This is a genomic window from Streptomyces sp. NPDC002825 (assembly GCF_040295385.1).
Taxonomy (GTDB): domain Bacteria; phylum Actinomycetota; class Actinomycetes; order Streptomycetales; family Streptomycetaceae; genus Streptomyces.
Genome location: NZ_JBEOVH010000045.1, coordinates 25,534 through 42,284 on the forward strand (window position 1 = coordinate 25,534; position 16,751 = coordinate 42,284).

Sequence of the window (16,751 nt, forward strand, 5' to 3'; positions counted from 1 at the left end):
ACGCGGTACGGAGTACGGCTCGTCGGCGGCCCGCTTCGCGTAACGTCGACGTTCGCGTCTCCCGAGGCGGCGGCCACGGCACAGGGCCGCCTCACCCGCACCACCACACCCACCAGGACCGGCGAACCACGTGAGCTCCTCCTCCACCACCCGGCATACGCCGCCGCACCAGGGACAGCCGTACCCGGGTCAGGGACGGCAGCGGACCCCGGGCGCCTACCGACTGGTGCGCACCACGCCGGCCCCGCTGGATCCCCCTCAGCTGGACGCAGTCCAGCGGGAAGTGGTTGACCACACCCGCGGACCTCTCCTCGTCCTCGCCGGACCCGGCACCGGAAAGACGACCACCCTGGTCGAGGCCGTCGCCGCCCGCATGGAGAACGGCGCCGACCCCGAACGCCTCCTCGTCCTCACCTTCAGCCGCAAGGCCGCCGTCGAACTCCGCGACCGCATGGCCGGGCGGCTCGGCGGCCGCCGCCCGCCGCAGGCCACCACCTTCCACTCGTACTGCTACGCCCTGATCCGCGCCCACCAGGACGCCGAGCTCTTCGCCGAACCGCTCCGGCTGCTCTCCGGACCCGAGCAGGACCTCGCCGTCCGCGAACTGCTCGCCGGCCAGATCGACCTGGAGAAGGCGGGCCTCGGACGCGTCCGCTGGCCCGACGAACTCCGCGCCTGCCTCACCACCCGCGGCTTCGCCGACGAGGTACGGGCCGTCCTCGCGCGCTCCCGCGAACTGGGCCTCGGGCCGGACGCCCTGGCCCGCTTCGCCGACCGGGTCGGCCGCCCGGACTGGAAAGCGGCCGCCGGCTTCCTCGCCGAGTACCTCGACGTCCTCGACCTCCAGGGCGTCCTCGACTACAGCGAGCTCGTCCACCGGGCCGTACCGCTCGCCCGGGACGCCCGCATGCCCGCGTACGACGCGATCTACGTCGACGAGTACCAGGACACCGACCCGGCGCAGGTCCGGCTCCTGCACGCGCTCGCGGGCGGCGGCCGCAGCACGGTCGTCGCCTTCGGCGACCCCGACCAGTCCATCTACGCCTTCCGCGGCGCCGACGTGAACGGCATCCTCGACTTCCCGGCCACCTTCGGCGGGTCGACCGTCCGCGTGCTGCGCACCTCGCGCCGCTCGGGCGCGCGGCTCCTGGCGGCGACCCGGCTGCTCGCCCAGCGGATGCCGATGCCCCGGCTCCCCGCCGACAAGGTCCGCGCCCACCGCGAGCTCGCCCCGACGCGGGACGGGGGCCGGGCGGAGGCGTACACGTACCCCACGGCCTCGGCGGAGGCCGAGAACATCGCCGACCTGCTGCGCCGCGCGCACCTGGAGGACGGTGTGCCCTGGCAGGACATGGCGGTCCTCACCCGCGCCGCCGCCTCCCTCCCGTCCCTCCGCCGAGCCCTGACCTCGGCGGGAGTCCCGGTGGAGACAGACGCGGCGGACACCCCCCTCCGCCACGAACCGGCGGTGGCTCCACTGCTCCTTGCGCTGAGGGCCGTGGCAGGGGCCGCGGGCGAGCCCGCGCCGGAGCCGGCCGACACCCCCGACTGGCTCCCCGTGGAGACCGCACTCGAACTGCTCGCCTCCCCCCTCGCCGGCGTGGACCCCGCCGACCTCCGCCGCCTCGGCCGCGCCCTCCGGGACGAGGAGCGCGCCGCGGGCAACAAGGTCCCGCCCCCCTCCGACGTCCTCCTCGCAAGGGCCCTCGCCGAGCCGGAGCGCCTGGTGGCGCACGACCCGGCCTACGCGCGCGGCGCCCAGCGTCTCGGCCGGCTGCTGAAGGAGACCCGCACCCTCCTGCAGGACGGCGGCACCGCCGAAGAGGCCCTCTGGGTCCTCTGGAGCGGCACCCCCTGGCCCGGCCGCCTGGAGCGCGCCGCCCTCCGCGGCGGCACCGCGGGACGCAACGCCGACCGTGACCTCGACGCCGTCTGCGCGCTGTTCGAGACCGCCGCCCGCGCCGAGGAGCGCGTCGGCGGCCGAGGCGTCCTCAACTTCCTCGAAGAGCTCGACGCCCAGGACATCGCCGCCGACACCCTCACCCGCCGGCACACCCGCCCGGACGCGGTCCGTCTGATGACCGCCCACCGTTCCAAGGGCCTGGAATGGAGCTTCGTCGTGATCGCCGGCATGCAGGAGGGGCTGTGGCCGGACCTCCGCCGCCGGGGCTCCCTCCTCGAAGCGGACCGCATCGGCCGCGACGGCCTCGCCGAACCCCTCACCCCCGGCGCCCTCCTCGCCGAGGAGCGCAGGCTCTTCTACGTGGCCGCCACGCGCGCGCGTGACCGGCTCGTCGTCACGGCCGTGAAGGCCGCCGCCGAGGACGGCGACCAGCCGTCCCGCTTCCTCACCGAGCTCGGCGCCGAACCGAAGGACGTCCCCGGCCGCCCCCGCCGACCGCTCGCCGTCGCCGCGCTCGTCGCCGAGCTGCGCGCCACCACCGTCGACCCGGAGGCCTCGCCCGAACTCCGGGAGGCGGCCGCCGACCGCCTCGCCCGGCTGGCCGCGCTCACCGACGAGGACGGGCAGCCGCTGGTCCCGGCCGCGCACCCGGACCGCTGGTGGGGCCTGTTCGAGCCCACGCACAGCACGGCGCCGCTGCGCGAGCGCGACCGGCCGGTGGCCCTGTCGCCGAGCTCCCTGGAGAACCTCGTCGGCACCTGCTCCCTCCAGTGGTTCCTCGGCCGTGAGGTCAAGGCGGCGGCCCCCGCCACCGCCGCCCAGGGCTTCGGGAACGTCGTCCACGTCCTCGCCGACGAGGTCGCCTCCGGCCGCACCCCGGCCGACCTCGACGTCCTCATGGCCCGGCTCGACTCCGTCTGGGACGCCCTCGCCTTCGACGCGCCCTGGAAGTCGGCCCAGGAGAAGCAGCACGCGCGCGTGGCCCTCGAACGCTTCCTGAGCTGGCACGTCATGGACCGCGGCGGCCGTACCCCCGCAGCCTCCGAGCACGGCTTCGACGTGACCCTGGAGGCGGGGGAGTACGAGGTCCGCATCCGGGGCTCCATGGACCGCGTCGAGACCGACGAGCACGGGCGCGCGTACGTCGTCGACTTCAAGACCGGCAAGTCCGCCCCCACCAAGGACGAGGTCGCCCACCACCCGCAGCTCGCCGTCTACCAGCTCGCGGTGCGCGAGGGCGCCCTCGACGAGGTCTTCGGCGGCGACCGCCCGGAGCCGGGCGGCGCCGAACTCGTCCAGCTGCGGCAGGCCGCCCCGAAGAAGGAGGGCGGCGACGCGCTGCCCAAGGTCCAGGCGCAGGAGCCGCTGACCGGGGAGTGGGTCGGCGAGCTGCTCGCCAACGCGGCGGGCCGGGTCCTCGACGAGCGGTTCACCCCGAGCACCGGCCAGCACTGCACGACCTGCGCCTTCCGGGCCTCGTGCAGCGCCCAGCCCGAGGGCCGTCAGGTCGTCGACTGACCCCGGATCGTGTGCGGAGCGTCACGTCGTCCTCCGTACATCCCTCACCCCCGCTCACCGGTCTCCCTTTGCGCGCCCACCTGAAGGCGTGGTGAAGAGAAGCTGTGAAAGACGCTGTGAGGAGTACGCGCATGAGGGCCAACCGGAAGCTCTGGGCGGCGGCGACGGTCTGTGTGGCCGTGGTCGCGGGTGTCACGGGCTGTTCCATGGGCGACGACAAGGCCGCCGACCCCTTCGCGGGACTCACGGCCGACGCCATCGCCGACAAGGCCGTCGAGACGACGAAGTCGGCCACCGCCTTCCACATGAACGGCAGCGGCAAGACCGACGGCGAGGAGATGACCGTCGACTTCGCCGTCGACGACAAGGGCAACTGCAAGGGCACCATGACGGCCCCCAAGGGGGGCAAGGCCGAGATGCTCGCCACCGGCGGCGACAGCTACATGAAGGGCGACGACGCCTTCTGGAAGTCCAGCGGCGGCGAGGAGGGCGCCTCCTCGGAGGAGTCCGACTCCATGTCCGCGCTGCTCAAGGGCCGCTGGATGAAGATGCCCGCCGGGGCCGCAGAGGACGAGGACAACTTCTGCGACCTGAAGAAGATCGTCAAGGACATGGACGAGGAGACGCCGCGCAAGGGCCTGACCCGCGAGGCCGACGCCGACGTCGACGGCAAGCCGGCCGCCGTCCTCACCAAGAAGGACAAGGACGAGACCACGACCTTCTACGTGGCCAAGGACTCCGCGAAGCCGTACATCCTCCGCGTCGTGACGACCGGCGGCGACGACCCGGGCACGGTCACCCTGAGCGACTTCGGCACGCCGGTGACCGTCACCGCCCCGCCGGCCGGCGACGTCGTCGACATGGAAGAGCTGATGAAGGGCGCCTCCTGACGCACCCCGGGCCGTGAGGCCCAGAAGTCGCGGGCACGCGCGCGTGGGGCGACGCTGGTGGGAGCCTCGGGGAACCGCGAGGAGGTACGCATGGCGTCCCACTCCCACCGAAAGCTCCGCGCCGCGGCCGTCGTCTGCGCCGCCGTCGTCGTCGCGGGACCCGTGACGGCGACGGCCCACGCGGCGGCGCCCGCGACGACGGCGGGCCCCGGGGCGGCCGTCGTCCCCTCCCCGGACCCGTTCGCCGGCCTCACCGCCGACCAGATCGCCGAGCGGGCCGTCACCGCCACCCGGTCCGCGACGTCCCTGCGCATGACCGGCAAGCTCGTCAGCGAAGGACAGCCGCTCGGCATCGACTTCGCCGTCAACGACAAGGACGAGTGCACCGGCCTCATCAAGATCAAGGACGGCACCGCCGAACTGCGCCGGCTCGACGACATCACGTACATGAAGGGCGACGAGGCGTTCTGGCGGGCCTCCATGGCCTCCCAGGGCATGCCGGAGCCGCAGATCACCGTCACCCTCGAACTCATCAAGGGCCGCTGGCTCAAGATCGCCCCCGGACAGCCGGGCAGCCAGGACCTCGGCAGCGTCTGCGACCTGAAGTCGCTCCTCGCCGACCTGGACAAGGACAAGGAACAGCGCAGCGGACTGACCCGCGGACCGGACGGCAAGGTCCACGGCACACCCGTCGCGACCCTGGTGAAGAAGAAGACGGGCGGCGAGACCACCACCGTGTCCGTCTCCCGGACGGGCAAGCCGTACATCCTGAAGATGGTCAAGACGGGCGGCGACGAGCCCGGCGCGATCCTGCTCTCGGACTACGACAAGCCGGTCGTCGTGAAGGCCCCGCCGGCCGACGAGACCGTCGACCTCTCCAAGCTGGACGGCGGCGCACCCGCCTAGAACCCGCCCCCTCCTCGCGTAACACCCCAGGTCAGAGGCGCACGGGGCCGGAGTGTCAGTCGGCCCCGTTAGCCTCTTTGAGGTGACCGCACACCTCACCGACCCCGAGCAGCTCAAGGAGGTCCTCGGCATCCCGTTCACCCCGGAGCAGACGGCCTGCATCACCGCGCCGCTCGCCCCGCAGGTCGTCGTGGCCGGAGCCGGCTCCGGCAAGACGACGGTGATGGCGGCCCGCGTGGTCTGGCTGGTCGGCACGGGCCAGGTCGCCCCCGAGCAGGTCCTCGGTCTCACCTTCACCAACAAGGCCGCCGGCGAGCTCGCCGAGCGCGTCCGCACCGCCCTCGTCCGCGCCGGCGTCACCGACCCCGACGTCATCGACCCCGACAACCCCCCGGGCGAGCCCCGCATCTCCACCTACCACGCCTTCGCCGGGCAGCTCCTCACCGACCACGGCCTCCGCATCGGCCTGGAGCCCACCTCCCGGCTCCTCGCCGACGCCACCCGCTACCAGCTCGCCGCGCGCGTGCTGCGCGAGGCCCCCGGCCCGTACCCCGCGCTCACCCGCTCCTTCCCGACCCTCATCACCGACCTGCTCGCCCTCGACGCAGAGCTCGCCGAGCACCTCGTACCACCCGATCGGCTCCTCGCGTACGACTCCGAGCTCCTCGACGCCCTCGCCGACGCCAAGCTCAGCAACGCCGAACTGCGCAAGATCCCCGAGGCCTCCGCCGCCCGCCGCGAGCTCCTCGACCTCGTCGTCCGCTACCGCGCCGCCAAGCGCTCCCGCGACCTGCTCGACTTCGGCGACCAGATCGCCCGCTCCGCCGAGCTCGCCACCACCCGGCCCGAGGTCGGCGCGATCCTCCGCGAGGAGTTCAAGGTCGTCCTGCTCGACGAGTACCAGGACACCTCCGTCGCCCAGCGGCTGCTGCTCTCCGGACTCTTCGGCCAGGGCCCGGCCGGCCGCAGCACCGGACACGCCGTGACCGCCGTCGGCGACCCCTGCCAGGCCATCTACGGCTGGCGCGGCGCCTCCGTCGCCAACCTCGACGACTTCCCCGAGCACTTCCCGCACGCCGACGGCAGCCCCGCGAGCCGCTACTCCCTCTCCGAGAACCGGCGCAGCGGCGGCCGCCTCCTCGACCTCGCCAACGGGCTCGCCGCCCCCCTGCGCGCCATGCACGCGGGCGTGGAGGCGCTGCGCCCCGCCCCCGGCGCCGAGACCGACGGCACCGTCCGCATCGCCCTCCTGCGCACCCACGCCGAGGAGATCGACTGGCTCGCCGACTCCCTCGCCCACCTCGTACGGACCGGCCGCGAGCCCGGCGAGATCGCCGTCCTGTGCCGCACCGCCACCGACTTCCCCGCCATCCACGCCGCCCTCGTCGCCCGTGACGTGCCCGTCGAGGTCGTCGGCCTCTCCGGCCTGCTCCACCTGCCCGAGATCGCCGACCTCGTCGCCGTCTGCGAGGTCCTCCAGGACCCGGGGGCCAACGCCGCCCTGGTCCGCCTCCTCACCGGCCCCCGCTGGCGCATCGGCGCCCGCGACCTCGCCCTCCTCGGCCGGCGCGCCCGCCTCCTCGTCCACCGGGGCGGCGAGGAGGCCGACCCCGAGCAGCGGCTCGCCGCCGCCGTCGAGGGCGTCGACCCGGCCGAGGTCGTCTCCCTCGCCGACGCGCTCGACACCTTCCTCGACTCCGGCGGCGCCGCCGACGACGGGCTGGCCTTCTCCGCCGAGGCCCGGGTCCGCTTCGCGCGCCTCGCCACCGAACTGCGCGCCCTGCGCACCTCCCTCGCCGACCCCCTCATGGACGTGCTCCACCGGGTCCTCGCCGCGACCGGCCTGGAGGTCGAGCTCTCCGCCTCCCCGCACGCGCTCGCGGCCCGCCGCCGCGAGACCCTCGGCCACTTCCTCGACATCGCCGCCGGCTTCGCCTCCCTCGACGGCGAGGCCAGCCTCCTCGCCTTCCTCGGCTTCCTGCGGACGGCCGTCCAGTTCGAGAAGGGCCTCGACAACGCGCTGCCGGGCGGCGAGAACACCGTGAAGGTCCTCACCGCCCACAAGTCCAAGGGCCTCGAATGGGACGTCGTCGCCGTCCCCGGCCTGGTCACCGGCCAGTTCCCGAGCGCCCGCGCCCGCGAGTCGTGGACCTCCCAGCCCCAGGTGCTCCCGCACGCCCTGCGCGGCGACGCGGCGACCCTGCCGGGCATCGACACCTGGGACGCCAAGTCCCTCACGTCCTTCAAGAACGCGATGCGGGACCACCAGCACACCGAGGAGCTCCGCCTCGGCTACGTCACCTTCACCCGCCCCCGCTCCCTCCTCCTCGGCTCGGCCCACTGGTGGGGCCCGGCCCAGAAGAAGCCCCGGGGCCCCTCGGACTTCCTCCGGGCGCTGTACGAGCACTGCGAGGCGGGCCACGGCGAGATCGAGGCGTGGGCCGAGGAACCGGAGAAGGACGAGGAGAACCCGTCGCTGACGGAGGCGGGCAAGGACCAGGCCTGGCCGCTGCCGCTGGACGAGGAGGCGCTGACCCGCAGAAGAAAGGCGGCGGAACTCGTCCGTCGCCACTTGTCGGCCGGCGAAGCCGAGAGCTCGGGGGAGGGCGGGCACCACCCCACCAGCACGGCGCCCGACCTCCCGGACCCCGATCCCGAGGACCTCTGGCCCGACGAGGAGGAACCCGTCTGGGACGAGGAGGCCCTCCCGGAGGACCTCCACAAGGACGCGATCCCGGCCCCCCGTGAAGAGCCCCGGCCCTCGGAGCCGTACAAGGAACTCACCCCCGAGGACACGAAGACCATCGCCTCCTGGGACCGGGACCTCACCGCCCTCACGACCGAGCTGAAGCGCGCCCGCGCGACCACCCGTGACGTCCTCCTCCCCGCGTACCTCTCCGCCTCCCAGGTGCTGCGCCTCGCCGCCGACCCCGACGGCTTCGCCCAGGAGCTGGCCCGGCCCATGCCCAAGCCGCCGCAGCCCGCGGCCCGCCGGGGCACCCGCTTCCACGCCTGGGTGGAGTCCCGCTTCGAGGAGCTTCCGCTGCCGTTCCTCGGCCCGGAGGAGCTGCCCGGCGGCGAGGACTTCGCGGGCGAGCCGGAGATCCTCGACGAGCGGGACCTCGATGAGCTCAAGGAGGCCTTCGCCCGCACCCCGTACGCCCACCGCACCCCGTACCGCGTCGAGGTCCCCGTGCACCTCTCCCTCGCGGGCCGGGTCGTGCGCGGCAGGATCGACGCCGTCTACCGGGACCCGGACTCCGGGCGGTACGAGATCGTCGACTGGAAGACCAGCCGGGACCGCTCGGCGGACCCCCTCCAGCTCGCGATCTACCGGCTCGCCTGGGCCGAGCAGCACGGCCTCGCGCCCGAGGACGTGGCCGCCGCCTTCGTGTACGTCCGAACGGGTGAAGTGGCCCGTCCCGCCCGCCTGCCCGGCCGGGCGGCCCTCGAGGCCATCCTGCTGGGAGGGGCACCCCCGGACGCCGGATAGGCTCGGGGCATGAGCGAGACCCCGGACAGCGCCGTCCGCACCGTACGCACGTACGTCGAGCAGCACCGTGCCGCCTTCCTCGGCGACCTGGCCGAGTGGCTGCGCATCCCCTCTGTGTCGGCCCAGCCGGACCGTGCCGGGGACGTACGGCGCAGCGCCGAGTGGCTCGCCGCCAAGCTGACGGAGACCGGCTTCACCACGGTCGAGGTGTGGGAGACGGACGGCGCTCCCGCCGTCTTCGCCGAGTGGCCCTCCGGGGACCCGGACGCCCCGACCGTCCTCGTCTACGGCCACCACGACGTGCAGCCCGCGGCCCGTGAGGACGGCTGGCACACGGACCCGTTCGAGCCGACGGTGGTCGACGGCCGGATGTACGCGCGCGGGGCGGCCGACGACAAGGGGCAGGTGTTCTTCCACACCCTCGGCGTCCGCGCCCACCTGGCCGCCACCGGCCGCACCGCGCCCGCCGTCAACCTCAAGCTGATCGTCGAGGGCGAGGAGGAGTCCGGCTCCCCGCACTTCCGCGCGCTGGTCGAGGAGCACGCCCAGCGGCTCGCGGCCGACGCCGTGATCGTCTCCGACACCGGCATGTGGTCCGAGACGACCCCGACCGTCTGCACGGGCATGCGTGGGGTCGCCGACTGCGAGATCGAGCTGTACGGCCCCGACCAGGACATCCACTCCGGCTCCTTCGGCGGCGCCGTGCCGAACCCGGCGACCGTCGCGGGCCGGATCGTCGCGGCCCTCCACGACGAGCACGAGCACGTCGCGATCCCCGGCTTCTACGACGGGGTGACGGAACTCACGGAGGCCGAGCGGGCCCTCGTCGCCGAGCTGCCCTTCGACGAGGAGGCCTGGCTGCGGACGGCCAAGTCCCACGGCACCCTCGGCGAGGCCGGCTTCACGACCCTGGAGCGGGTGTGGGCCCGGCCCACCGCCGAGGTCAACGGCATCGGCGGCGGCTACCAGGGCCCCGGCGGCAAGACGATCGTCCCCGCCTCCGCCCAGCTGAAGCTGTCGTTCCGGCTCGTCGCGGGCCAGGACCCGGCCAAGATCGAGCTGGCGGTACGGGACTGGCTGGCCGGGCTCGTCCCCGCCGGCATCCGGTACGAGATCGTCTTCGGCGCCCCGACCCGCCCCTGCCTCACCCCCCTCGACCACCCTGCCCTCAAGGCGGTGGCCGGGGCCATGAGCAGGGCCTTCGACGGCGCCAAGGTCCGCTACACCCGCGAGGGCGGCTCGGGACCGGCCGCCGACCTCCAGGACGTCCTGGGGGCGCCCGTGCTGTTTCTCGGCATCTCCGTCCCGTCCGACGGCTGGCACGCCCCCAACGAGAAGATCGAGCTCGATCTCCTCATGAAGGGCGTCGAGACGACCGCGCACCTGTGGAGCGACCTGCCCGCCGCCCTCCATACCGCTGCGCGCTGAACCCACACACCGATCCGGGGGAGTTGGAAGCACCTGTGAGCACCTTGAAGAACGCGTCGAGCCCGAACCACGCGCCGGCGGACCGCCCGATCTCGCTCACCGCCCCGAGCGGCATCGACCGCGCCGCCCACCACCGCCTCGACGAGGCGTGGCTGGCGGCGGCCTGGAGCCACCCCACGACCCGGGTCTTCGTGGTCTCGGGCGGTCAGGTGCTGATCGACGACGGGCCCGACGGCACGACCGAACTGGTCATGACCCCGGCGTTCGAGGCACCGGTCACCGAGACCCACCGCTACTTCCTCGGCACGGACGCCGACGGCGTCTCGTACTTCGCGCTCCAGAAGGACTCCCTGCCCGGCCGCATGGACCAGTCGGCGCGCCCGGCCGGGCTGCGCGAGGCCGGTCTGCTGCTCTCCGACCGCGACGCGGGCCTGATGGTGCACGCGGTGGCCCTGGAGAACTGGCAGCGCCTCCACCGCTTCTGCTCGCGCTGCGGCGAGCGGACGGTCGTCGCGGCCGCCGGTCACGTCCGCCGCTGCCAGGCCTGCGGCGCCGAGCACTACCCGCGCACCGACCCGGCCGTGATCATGCTGGTCACGGACGAGCAGGACCGGGCGCTGCTGGGCCGCCAGGTGCACTGGCCGGAGGGCCGCTTCTCGACCCTCGCCGGTTTCGTGGAGCCGGGCGAGTCCATCGAGGCGTCGGTGGCCCGCGAGGTCTTCGAGGAGGCCGGTGTCACGGTCGGCGAGGTCGAGTACATCGCCAGCCAGCCCTGGCCGTTCCCGTCCAGCCTGATGCTGGGCTTCTTCGCCCGCGCCACGTCCTCCGAGATCAACGTGGACGGCGAGGAGATCCACGAGGCCCGCTGGTTCTCCCGCGAGGACCTGGCCGCCGCCTTCGAGTCCGGCGAGGTCCTGCCCCCGTACGGCATCTCGATCGCCTCCCGCCTGCTCGAGCGCTGGTACGGCAAGCCCCTCCCGAAGCCGGGCGACGTGCTCTGAACGACGGGGACCCCCGGCCTCCGGGCCGGGGGCCTTTCGGGCCGCCTCCCATCCCCGGGCCGGGGGCCTTTCAGGCCGGCCTCCCCCTCCCCGGGCCGGGGGCCTTTCGGGCCGGCCCCCCCTCCCCGGGCCGGGGAGAAGCCAGTGGGAGCCGCCCTGTTCGTCCGGGACGGGCGCCGGGGGCCTGTCAGACCAGCCTGCGAGACTCCGGGGCATGTCTCTCGCTGATCTCACCCTCGACCAGTGGCGGTCCTTCGACCTGCCCGCCGCACGCCGCCTCGCCGAGGAGGCCGCGGGCCGGGTGGAAGGCCGGGTGACCCTGGTCGACACGACGGAACACCTGGGTGCCCCGCTGCACCGCGTCCGGATCGAGCGCGAGGGACAGGAGTTCGCCCTGATACCCGGAGGGCCGGTGACCCTCGGCTTCGACCCGGACGGCTGGCGACCGACCGCCTGGCAGACCGCCGACTACGCCGGGAGCCTGGAGCAGGGCTTCGGCGCCGGGCCCGATCTGCGGGCCCATCTCGCGCAGGTGCTCAGCCCCCGCCGGAACGTGGTGCTCGCCACGGTGCTCATGGCCGTCGAGGACGAGGACCTGACCGAGGAGCCCGCCGACATGCCTGCCGTGCTCGCGGCGCGCGGGCTGCGGATGCCGAGCTCCGACGAGTGGGAGCACGCGTGCGGGGCCGGGGCGGAGACCCTGTTCCGATGGGGGAACGACTGCCCCCTCGACAGCCTCCCGTACGGGGACGGCCCGGGCCCGCGGAACGAGCCGAACGCCTTCGGCCTGCGCGTCGCCTACGACACCTACCGCTCCGAGCTGACGAGCGACGTCACCGCCGTCCACGGCGGGGACGGCGGCGAGTCGGTCTGCGGCGGCTACGGTCAGCTGCTCGCGTGGCTGCCCCTGGCCACCGCCCACCGCAACCCGGCCATGGCGGAGTTCGTCTACGGCCCCGACGCACTCCACGAGGACTGCTCCACCCGGCCCGTCCTCGCGCTCTGAAACCGCCGGCCCGGCCGACCGCCGCCGCACGGAAAGACCCCCGACCGGCACCGGGCCGATCGGGGGTCTCGTGGCGCGAGGGTCAGGCGACGAGGGCCTGCTTGACCTGGGCCAGGCTCGGGTTGGTCATGACGACCTCGTCGCCACCGGCCGTCGGGACGACCCGCACGGTGGGAACGGTCTGGTTGCCGCCGTTGGCCTTCTCGACGAACGCGGCCGAGTCGGGGTCCTGCTCGATGTTGATCTCCGTGTACGCGATGCCCTCGCGGTCCAGCTGGCTCTTCAGCCGGCGGCAGTAGCCGCACCACGTCGTGCTGTACATCGTCACAGTGCCCTGCATGGCCTGGCGCTCCTCTGGTCGGTGTCGGCGTCCGTGTCGGTGCCGAGAGGAAGAACGTACGCCCCGGCCCGGCCATTCCCGGAATTCGTATGACCGGCGGCACGTGCCTGTGGACAGTCCTCCGCACCGACCCCGCCCGACCTGGCAGCATGGCGGGGTGACAGCAGCAACGCACTCCACTCTCTTCCCGCAGGTCCCGGAGACGGCCGACGCGGTGCTCGACGGGCTCGACCCCGAGCAGCGCGAGGTCGCCCTTGCCCTGAACGGGCCGGTGTGCGTCCTCGCCGGAGCCGGTACGGGCAAGACGCGGGCCATCACCCACCGCATCGCGTACGGGGTGCGGGCGGGCATCCTGCAGCCCGCGAGCGTGCTGGCCGTCACGTTCACCAACCGGGCCGCCGGCGAGATGCGCGGCCGGCTCCGGCAGCTCGGCGCGGGCGGCGTCCAGGCCCGCACGTTCCACTCGGCGGCCCTCCGACAGCTCCAGTTCTTCTGGCCGAAAGCAGTCGGCGGCGAGCTGCCCCGGCTCCTGGAGCGGAAGATCCAGCTGGTCGCCGACGCGGCGGCCCGCTGCCGGATCCGGCTCGACCGGAACGAGCTCAGGGACGTGACCAGCGAGATCGAGTGGGCCAAGGTCACCCAGACCGTCCCCGCCGACTACCCGGCCGCCGTCGCCAAGTCCGTCAGGGAAGCCCCGCGCGACCCGGCCGAGATCGGCCAGATCTATTCCATGTACGAGCAGCTGAAGCGCGACCGCTCCGTGATCGACTTCGAGGACGTGCTGCTGCTCACCGTCGGCATCCTCCAGGACCGGCACGACATCGCCGACCAGATCCGCCGCCAATACCAGCACTTCGTCGTGGACGAGTACCAGGACGTCTCCCCGCTCCAGCAGCGACTGCTCGACCTGTGGCTCGGCGACCGCGACAACCTCTGCGTCGTCGGCGACGCCAGCCAGACGATCTACTCCTTCACCGGCGCCACCCCCGACCACCTGCTGAACTTCCGCACCCGGCACCCCGGCGCCACCGTCGTCAAGCTGGTCCGCGACTACCGCTCCACCCCACAGGTCGTCCACCTGGCGAACGGGCTGCTCAGCCAGGCCCGCGGCCGGGCCGCCGAGCACCGCCTCGAGCTGATCTCCCAGCGTGACCCGGGCCCCGAGCCGGTCTACACGGAGTACGCCGACGAGCCCGCCGAGGCCGAGGGCACCGCCCGCCGCATCCGCGACCTCATCGCCGCCGGCGTCCCCGCCGGCGAGATCGCCGTCCTCTACCGGATCAACGCCCAGTCCGAGGTCTACGAGCAGGCCCTCGCCGACGCCGGAGTGCCCTACCAGCTCCGCGGCGCCGAGCGCTTCTTCGAGCGCCAGGAGGTACGGGAGGCGGGCATCGCCCTGCGCGGCGCCGCCCGCGCCGGGGGCAACGACTCGCTCCTCGACGACGCCGAGGACCTCCCCGCCCAGGTCAGGGCCGTCCTCTCCACCAAGGGCTGGACCAGCACGCCGCCCGCCGGGTCCGGCGCCGTCCGCGACCGCTGGGAGTCCCTCGCCGCCCTCGTCCGGCTCTCCGAGGACTTCGCCCGCGCCAAGCCCGGAGCCACCCTCTCCGACCTGGTCGGCGAACTCGACGAGCGGGCCGCCGCCCAGCACGCCCCGACCGTGCAGGGCGTCACCCTCGCCTCGCTGCACGCCGCCAAGGGCCTCGAATGGGACGCCGTCTTCCTGGTCGGCCTCACCGAGGGCATGATGCCCATCACATACGCCAAGACCGACGAGCAGGTCGAGGAGGAGCGCCGCCTGCTGTACGTGGGCGTCACCCGGGCCCGGGTCCACCTCACGCTCTCCTGGGCGCTCTCCCGCTCCCCGGGCGGCCGCGCCAACCGGCGGCCCAGCCGCTTCCTCAAGGGGCTGCGGCCCGGCTCCGGCTCCCTCGGCACCCTCGGCGGCGGCGCCGGCTCCGTCGAGCGGGGGAGCGGACCCGTCCGGCGCAAGGCGCGCGGCCCGGTCCTGTGCCGGGTCTGCGGTGCCACGCTCACGGAGGCGGGCGCGATGAAGCTGATGCGCTGCGAGGACTGCCCCTCCGACATGGACGAGGCGCTGTACGAGCGGCTGCGGGACTGGCGGTCGGAACAGGCCAGGGAGCTCGGCCAGCCGGCGTATTGCGTGTTCACCGACAAGACGCTCATGGCGATCGCCGAGCGCGTCCCCGCCACCGACGGGGAGCTCGCCTCGATCGCCGGCGTCGGCGTCCGCAAGCTCGACCGCTTCGGAGCCGAGGTCCTGGCCATCTGCGCAGGTGAGGACGGCGGGACGAGCGAGGACGAGGTCTGAGGAAAACTCGTCGGAAAAATAGTTTGCGCCCGCCCCGTCAAGCCCCATAGGTTCTTAACCACGGAAACAGCGCTTCTTCGAAGCCCTGTCTTCGTGCTGTACTTGTCCAAATAAACATGAGGGTCCGGCTCGCACCCGAGCCCTCCGAGACGCCGAGAGGAGGCGATTCCAGTGATCAGCACCACCATTCAGACCCGCACCGCCAGCTCCATCAGCAACGTCAGCATCGTCGGCACGGCCAAAATGACCGATCGCTCGGTCGTCTCCGCCTGCTCGCTCGGCCTCTCCGCCTCGGCGCTCATTGGCACCGGTCTGCCCGTCGCCGGCCTGCCCGTCACCGGTCTTTCCGGTCTCGGTGTGGCCGCGCCGGCTCCGCGCAATGAGCGACCGACCAAGGCACTGGAAGCAGGAGTAGCAGGCAAGGCCACGGCCTATGGCTTTGCGGCGACCGGTGCCGGAACCCAGCAGCAGACGACGACGCAGCACCACATGATGTGGGCCTTCCGTGGGCTCGAACCCTGGAGTGATCCAGTCTGATCCATGATCAGACCGGCGCCTTCAGGGCCGCGGAACCCCACCCGGGATCCGCGGCCCTTCTGTTTGTCCTCGAACGGGGACGACGGCGCGAAGGGGCCTCGGGAAAGACACCGCCCGGTACCAGCCGAAACCCCGGCCAACAGGCCGGAACGACCAGACGAGGAAAGACCACCGTGCAACTCGAAGCGCACGCCCCGTCCGTACCGCATTCCGAATCGATCCCCCTGCCCGGCCTCACGGAGGACCCCGCTTTGACCCCCCTCACCGCGCTCACCGCGCTCGACGACGCCATCGAGAACCTCGGCGTCCCCGTACCCTGTCGCGCCTACGACCCCGAGGTCTTCTTCGCGGAGTCCCCGGCCGACGTCGAGTACGCGAAGTCCCTCTGCCAGACCTGCCCGCTCGTCGCGGCCTGCCTGGCCGGCGCCAAGGAGCGCCGCGAGCCCTGGGGCGTCTGGGGTGGCGAGCTCTTCGTCCAGGGCGTGGTCGTCGCCCGCAAGCGGCCCCGTGGCCGCCCGCGCAAGAACCCGGTCGCGGCATGAGCGCCACCGGAACCATCGACCGCCCCCTCACGCACGATCCCCAGAAGCAGGCCCCGATGACCTCTTCCACCAGCGAGCCCGCCGGCTCCGCGACCCCAGTCTTCTCCCCCGCCGCCGCGCACACCGCGCGACAGAACAGGACCCGTGAAATGCAACTCGCCCCAGAAGCCCTGGCCCGTGCCCATATGCACGAGCGACAGCGTGAGGCCGACGCGGAACGCCAGGCCGTGCGCCTGGTCGCCGCCCGGCGCATGCAGCGCCGCGCCGAGCGCGTCTCGCTGCGCGCGCGCCGTGCGCTCGCCATGGCCGTCATGCACTGAGCATCACCGTGATGCCTCCGCGGGGGCCGGTCCGAACGGACCGGCCCCCGCGGTGCGTTGTCCGGTCCCGGGCGTCCCCGCGGGCTATCGTCACCAGGGTGAACGACGCCGCCCGTACCCCCGATGCACCCTTCGTCTGCGCGCGCTGCGGCAAGACCACGGAGACGCTGCCGCTGACCTGGACGTGCTCGGTGGAGAACGGCCGGCGGCAGTACTTCTGCGAGGACTGCGCCCGGGCCAACATCCGCGCGACCGAAGGCCGCCTCGACTCCACGTGGTGGTAACCCACCCCCCCCGTTGCGGGCCGCGCTCCCGCCCGTTGTGGGCATGCGTTCCTCCCCCAGACTTCGTCCGTGAGGTGCCCCCAGGGCGATGGGGGTCCCCCCTGCTCGAGCGAAGCCGAGAGCTTGGGGGAGGGTGGGCACAACGGACGGTGCCCTTACCGGCGCCGGAGGCTCACGTGCATGGACCCGCACCCCGTGCGCAGTGCACTGGTGGTGCGGGTCCAGGCTCGGAACGCGGAGGCGCCGCTGAG

General features: G+C 73.4%; 13 protein-coding genes. 12 read left to right on the forward strand and 1 reads right to left on the reverse strand.

What is annotated here, in order from left to right; translation table 11 throughout:
• Positions 1–130: 130 nt before the first annotated feature.
• The 7 genes from ABT041_RS36045 (at position 131) to ABT041_RS36075 (ending at position 12,145) form a co-directional block, all read left to right on the forward strand.
• Positions 131–3,421: an ATP-dependent helicase gene (locus tag ABT041_RS36045; RefSeq protein ID WP_351192632.1), complete on the forward strand. Its 3,291-nt coding sequence runs from the start codon at positions 131–133 to the stop codon at positions 3,419–3,421.
• Positions 3,422–3,552: 131 nt separating this feature from the next.
• The gene (locus ABT041_RS36050; RefSeq protein WP_351192634.1) at positions 3,553–4,311 is read left to right on the forward strand and encodes a hypothetical protein; all 759 of its coding nucleotides are present in this window, start codon (positions 3,553–3,555) and stop codon (positions 4,309–4,311) included.
• A 90-nt stretch (positions 4,312–4,401) separates the two neighbouring features.
• Complete coding sequence (locus ABT041_RS36055; protein WP_351192637.1) at positions 4,402–5,217, forward strand: hypothetical protein; 816 nt, start codon at positions 4,402–4,404, stop codon at positions 5,215–5,217.
• An 82-nt stretch (positions 5,218–5,299) separates the two neighbouring features.
• Positions 5,300–8,710, forward strand: coding sequence for an ATP-dependent helicase (locus ABT041_RS36060; protein WP_351192639.1), 3,411 nt, complete (start codon positions 5,300–5,302; stop codon positions 8,708–8,710).
• Between the two features lie 9 nt (positions 8,711–8,719).
• Positions 8,720–10,138 carry a dipeptidase gene (locus ABT041_RS36065; RefSeq protein WP_351192642.1) on the forward strand — a complete coding sequence of 473 codons (1,419 nt, stop codon included), beginning with the start codon at positions 8,720–8,722 and terminating at the stop codon, positions 10,136–10,138.
• 35 nt (positions 10,139–10,173) lie between these two features.
• The gene (gene nudC / locus ABT041_RS36070; protein ID WP_351192645.1) at positions 10,174–11,139 is read left to right on the forward strand and encodes an NAD(+) diphosphatase; all 966 of its coding nucleotides are present in this window, start codon (positions 10,174–10,176) and stop codon (positions 11,137–11,139) included.
• Between the two features lie 214 nt (positions 11,140–11,353).
• Entirely contained in the window at positions 11,354–12,145 is a 792-nt protein-coding gene (locus tag ABT041_RS36075) for a hypothetical protein (protein WP_351192647.1), read from the forward strand.
• Positions 12,146–12,227: 82 nt separating this feature from the next.
• On the opposite strand, the gene ABT041_RS36080 is transcribed toward ABT041_RS36075, so the two are convergent.
• Positions 12,228–12,485, reverse strand: coding sequence for a mycoredoxin (locus ABT041_RS36080; RefSeq protein WP_351192650.1), 258 nt, complete (start codon positions 12,483–12,485; stop codon positions 12,228–12,230).
• A 157-nt stretch (positions 12,486–12,642) separates the two neighbouring features.
• Between ABT041_RS36080 and ABT041_RS36085 the strand changes: the two genes are divergently transcribed.
• The 5 genes from ABT041_RS36085 to ABT041_RS36105 all read left to right on the forward strand — a co-directional run bounded on the left by ABT041_RS36085 (position 12,643) and on the right by ABT041_RS36105 (position 16,500).
• On the forward strand, positions 12,643–14,817 hold the full coding sequence (locus ABT041_RS36085; protein ID WP_351192652.1) for an ATP-dependent DNA helicase UvrD2: 2,175 nt from the start codon (positions 12,643–12,645) through the stop codon (positions 14,815–14,817).
• Positions 14,818–14,988: 171 nt separating this feature from the next.
• Positions 14,989–15,354 carry a hypothetical protein gene (locus ABT041_RS36090; RefSeq protein ID WP_351192655.1) on the forward strand — a complete coding sequence of 122 codons (366 nt, stop codon included), beginning with the start codon at positions 14,989–14,991 and terminating at the stop codon, positions 15,352–15,354.
• A 173-nt stretch (positions 15,355–15,527) separates the two neighbouring features.
• A complete protein-coding gene (locus ABT041_RS36095) occupies positions 15,528–15,896 on the forward strand; it encodes a WhiB family transcriptional regulator (protein ID WP_351192658.1) in 369 nt (122 codons plus the stop codon).
• On the forward strand, positions 15,893–16,216 hold the full coding sequence (locus tag ABT041_RS36100; RefSeq protein ID WP_351192661.1) for a putative WhiB-interacting protein: 324 nt from the start codon (positions 15,893–15,895) through the stop codon (positions 16,214–16,216). Before ABT041_RS36095 ends, ABT041_RS36100 begins: the two co-directional genes overlap by 4 nt.
• 98 nt (positions 16,217–16,314) lie before the next feature.
• A complete protein-coding gene (locus ABT041_RS36105; RefSeq protein WP_351192664.1) occupies positions 16,315–16,500 on the forward strand; it encodes a hypothetical protein in 186 nt (61 codons plus the stop codon).
• The last annotated feature ends 251 nt before the right edge of the window (positions 16,501–16,751 follow it).